This window comes from Thermanaeromonas sp. (assembly GCF_021890735.1).
In the GTDB taxonomy this organism is placed as follows: domain Bacteria; phylum Bacillota; class DSM-521; order Neomoorellales; family Neomoorellaceae; genus Thermanaeromonas.
Genome location: NZ_JAKKUR010000115.1, coordinates 1 through 4,178, shown reverse-complemented (window position 1 = coordinate 4,178; position 4,178 = coordinate 1). Strand labels below are relative to the sequence as shown.

At 50.1% G+C, this 4,178-nt stretch carries 4 protein-coding genes and 1 pseudogene; all 5 read right to left on the bottom strand.

Going from position 1 to position 4,178, the window contains the following annotated elements; all coding sequences use genetic code 11:
- Nucleotides 1-98, bottom strand: a pseudogene (locus L5656_RS10785) (cytochrome c biogenesis protein CcdA); the annotation flags it as partial.
- Between the two features lie 101 nt (nt 99-199).
- Nucleotides 200-988 (bottom strand): carbon-nitrogen hydrolase family protein, encoded by a 789-nt coding sequence (locus L5656_RS10780; protein ID WP_297202828.1) that lies wholly within the window; start codon nt 986-988, stop codon nt 200-202.
- A 12-nt stretch (nt 989-1,000) separates the two neighbouring features.
- A complete protein-coding gene (locus L5656_RS10775; protein ID WP_297202826.1) occupies nt 1,001-1,849 on the bottom strand; it encodes a methyl-accepting chemotaxis protein in 849 nt (282 codons plus the stop codon).
- Between the two features lie 92 nt (nt 1,850-1,941).
- Complete coding sequence (locus L5656_RS10770) at nt 1,942-3,120, bottom strand: thiolase family protein (protein WP_297202824.1); 1,179 nt, start codon at nt 3,118-3,120, stop codon at nt 1,942-1,944.
- A 233-nt stretch (nt 3,121-3,353) separates the two neighbouring features.
- Nucleotides 3,354-4,178 (bottom strand): DRTGG domain-containing protein (locus L5656_RS10765; RefSeq protein ID WP_297202822.1); only part of this gene is annotated, 825 nt, incomplete at its 5' end.

The window sequence follows — 4,178 nt, the reverse complement described above, 5'->3', positions numbered from 1 at the left end:
CTCAAATAGCTCGGGACCAAGGGAAGCACACAAGGAGAAAGAAAAGAAATTACACCTGCCGTAAAAGCTACTATGAGAGAAATAGGGGTTTCAGGCATATCTATCTACCCTTCGAGGATATTATAGCTATAGTTCTCTATATATAATAAAGCGAGTATGCCATCCGGTCAAGGAGTAAGAAAAATAGTTAAACACGGCATTATAATTTCCGCCATCTACTGCCCAACACTATGCAGTAGTATCTTTTTCCCCTAATATCTAAAAGATAAGGCCATCTTTTTCTGGTCTCCTCTATAAGGCCCTTTTCTAATTCGACCAGTAGTACAGTTTCCTCTGGTCCAGTGATACCGCCAAAGTAACCGTGGGGCAGAGCTACAAAACTCCCGCCAGCTATTCGCCTACCATCAGGGTAGACTCCCCCCGTGCTGTTGATGCCGGCCACAAAAACTGTATTTTCGGAAGCGCGTACCAAACCCAAAGATTGCCATAAGAACTGGCGGTCGGCAGGTATACTGGCCGGGTTAATTATCAAACTGCAACCTAACAGCGCAAGGTATCGCGCCAGTTCGGGGTAAAAAAGGTCTACACAGACCAGCACTCCTATTTTCCAGCCTGCATGTTCTACTATAGAAAGGTGCTTCCCAGGCGTAAGACGAGCTCTCTCCCCCACTGCTTGTGAGGGAAAAATCTTGGAGTAAGAAGCAAACGGGGGAAGCCCCGGCTGAATGACGGCTCCGCGAGAATATATCCTTCTACCTATCCGAACATATTGGGCACCGCCGACTAGCAAAGCGCGCCGGGGGAGAAGGTTAGCTATCTCCCGCAAGTAACTAAAGTATTGTTCTGCCAAAACCGGAAGGGGACCCAGCCAGTTTTCCGGTAAAAGAATGAGATCGGCTTCCCGGGCTCGAGGCATTAACTGTTTTATACGTTCCAGATTGTACTCAGGCCGTTCGTCCCTCCGTAGCTGCACTAGAGCTAGTTTCATAAAAGCTCTCCTTTACTCAATCTGCAATCCACCCAATTTCTCTGCTTCACCCTGGAGGCAGGCGCTGACGGCGTCCATCTCTTCAACCAAGCCTACAATTCTTTGTAGGGCTTCAACTTGGGCGGACAATATGTTGCGGATGGTAGAGGCTTGAAGCTCCACAGTTCCCACCCTTTGACTCAACTCCTGTAGGAGCCTTTCAATCCTCTCTACCGCCTTAGAGCTCTCCTCTGCCATTTTGCGGATCTCCTCTGCCACTACAGCAAATCCCCCACCGTGCCTACCTATGCGAGCAGCCTCTATCGAAGCATTAAGCCCTAATATTTTGGATCTCTGAGCAATCTTTTTTACAAAATTAATTATACTGCTAGTTTCCTTTGCTCTTCCGGCAGTAGCAGAGGAGATAGAATGCAACTCCTCTCCAATGCCGGTCAAATTTTGAGCCTCCGCAAAAATCTGTTGTACGGCAGCATTCACCTCGCGGGATATTTTGCTGAGCCGGCTAGCCAAATCTAACAGCAATTCCTGCCGCTCCGTACTTTCCATAAAGACAACACCGCCTATAACCATCCCCCTTTCTTTAATGGGCAACGCAATGCCGAGGTAGGGAAACCCAAACAGCTCTCTACCTACCCTTTTGCTGACCGGCTCGCCTTTCTGCATGGCTTCCCATACCAATGTACCCTCTTTTACGGGGTCGCCTACTGTAACACGGTGATTTATTTTCTTTCCAGGAACATAGCATAAATACCTTTCTCGGTCACATACAGCCACAGCTACATCACCGGCTACCAGTTGGTTTATGTAAGGAGCTACCGCTATAAAACAATCCATAAGAGCACGGCTTTGGGTTTCCCTCATCTTACTATTCCCTCCTGCCAACTTGCCTTACATAAAATGAGAGGAAGGTAATACCCCTTGCCCTTCTAAAGATTCAAAATAAATATGTCAATTCAAACCATCTCCAACACCGTAGCCATCGCCGGGCCGCCACCCGCGCATAGAGAGGCAACCCCGTAACGGCCCCCCCGCCGCCGCATCTCATACAGGAGAGTTACTATGATGCGTATCCCGGTACACCCTACCGGATGGCCCAGAGCAATGCCCGAACCGTTGACGTTGACCCTCTCCAAGTCAAGCTTAAGCTCACGATTGACTGCCAGAAACTGAGCAGCAAAGGCTTCGTTTATTTCGAAGTAATCGATGTCTTTCAGCTCCAATCCAGCATATTTCAAGGCCTTAGGAATAGCATAAACCGGACCGATCCCCATTATCGCAGGCTCCACACCGTAGGAAGCGGTAGCCAATATTTTGGCCAACGGCCTTACTCCCAGTTGCCGTACTTTCGCCTCCGACATAAGGACAAGGGCCGCCGCCCCATCGTTTATGCCACTCGCGTTGCCCGCAGTTACCGTTCCATTTTCTTTAAACACCGGCTTTAACTTGGCTAGGCTCTCCAAATTAGTATCCGGCCGCGGGTGTTCATCCGTATCCACCAATGTTACTCCTTTTTTAGTCTTCACTTCTACCGGTACGATTTCCTCTTTAAATTTGCCTTCCTTGATGGCCGCTACAGCCCGCTGATGGCTTAGTACAGCTAGCTCGTCCTGTTCTTGCCGCGTTATGCCATATTTTTCGGCCAGGTTCTCAGCGGTCACTCCCATGTGATAGCCATAGAAAGCGTCATGGAGGGCATCATAGAGAAGCGCATCTTCCACCTTCGCCGTTCCCATGCGGTAGCCAGTACGCACTCCCATGAGCAAGTAGGGCACCTGAGACATGCTTTCCATTCCTACAGCCAGTGCCACATCAACTCTCCCAAGCATAATTTGCTGTGCAGCTATTTCCATAGCTCGCATGGAGGAACAGCATTGCTGGTCTACCGTCACCGCCGCCACTTCTACAGGTATGCCGCATTTTAGCTGTACTTGCCGCGCCGGGTTACCTTTTACTCCTTCTTTGTACACCATCCCCGCAACTACATCTTCCACCTGCTCCGGCCGAATACCAGCTCGTCTAATAGCCTCCTTAGCAGCTATTGTACCTAAATCTACTGCCGAAACATCTTTGAGACTGCCCAGGAAATCACCAATGGGAGTACGAGCCGCGCTGACGATAAATACTTTTTCCATGTACTTGAAACCTCCTTCATACCTAGTGGTACTTCCAAAGCAAAACTCGGCAACTGCTCACTGGCTAAAGCTTGTAATCCTCCTTGATTTCCCCCTCCCCCTCAAGCCTAAGAGGCCTTGAGGGACAAAGCTTCAACCGCCGGAAAATCATACTTGTTTCGGAAGCACCTACCTAGTTTTACCTAAGAACACCAATCTTGTATGTCTTCCAGCCCTTCTCTTTCCGGTTTCTTCTACCGCAAAGCTTCCACTATGGCTTCCCACTGGCAGTACTTTTCTACATTCTCCAGGGATATACGTATACCAGTAGGATCATCGGCCCTCAGACGCCGTGTTAAATGGCTGACTTTTTCCACTGTGGTATAGGTATCATATGGAACAAGAAGCAACGGCACACCCTTCTCCTGGGCCCGGGAAATCACCCGCACGTCCGGATATAACCCGCCCGTTAGAATGAGCACGGAAGTGCTCGTCTCTAAGGCGGCTAAGGCTACGTCCGCCCGGTCGCCACCTAAAATTACCGCTTTGTCGGCCGAGCGCCGAAAATAGGTAAGGGCGCTCTCTACCGTCATGGCCCCTATCATAACTTCTTCTACCAGCCGGCCCAGATTGTCTTTACCGGCCAGTATCTCCCCTCCTAAGGCTTCGTAGTATTCCTTGACCGTAGGAGAAGCTATCTCCGGCCGGCGGGGGATAAGCCCTAAAACCCGGTACCCGTTCTCTTCTAATATGGGCTTGTATATCCCTTCCGCCTTGGCTATAAGGGAGCGGGGGATGTCGTTAAAGATGTTTCCTAAAAGGCTTACTCCAGCGCTAGCCAAACTCCGGTTGAAGAAAAGGGCCCGATCTATGCTAAAGTCGCTTTTTATTTTCGAAACCAGTATAACTTGTGAATTCCATTCTTTGGCCAGGGCTATGTCGTCGAGGCCGCAAGAGGTATAGGCGTACGGGTAGCAGGCCCCGCCGATGAGGAGGACATCTGCGTTCTGGGCGAGTTCTTGGTAAGCCCGGCGGATACGGGTGAGGGCCTCCGGACATCTCTCGCCGGAAAGGTAGGA

Bases quoted from the DNA above. Each gene is read 5' to 3' on its own strand.
- L5656_RS10780 (WP_297202828.1), bottom strand. From the start codon at position 988: ATGAAACTAGCTCTAGTGCAGCTACGGAGGGACGAACGGCCTGAGTAC.
- L5656_RS10775 (WP_297202826.1), bottom strand. From the start codon at position 1,849: ATGAGGGAAACCCAAAGCCGTGCTCTTATGGATTGTTTTATAGCGGTA.
- L5656_RS10770 (WP_297202824.1), bottom strand. From the start codon at position 3,120: ATGGAAAAAGTATTTATCGTCAGCGCGGCTCGTACTCCCATTGGTGAT.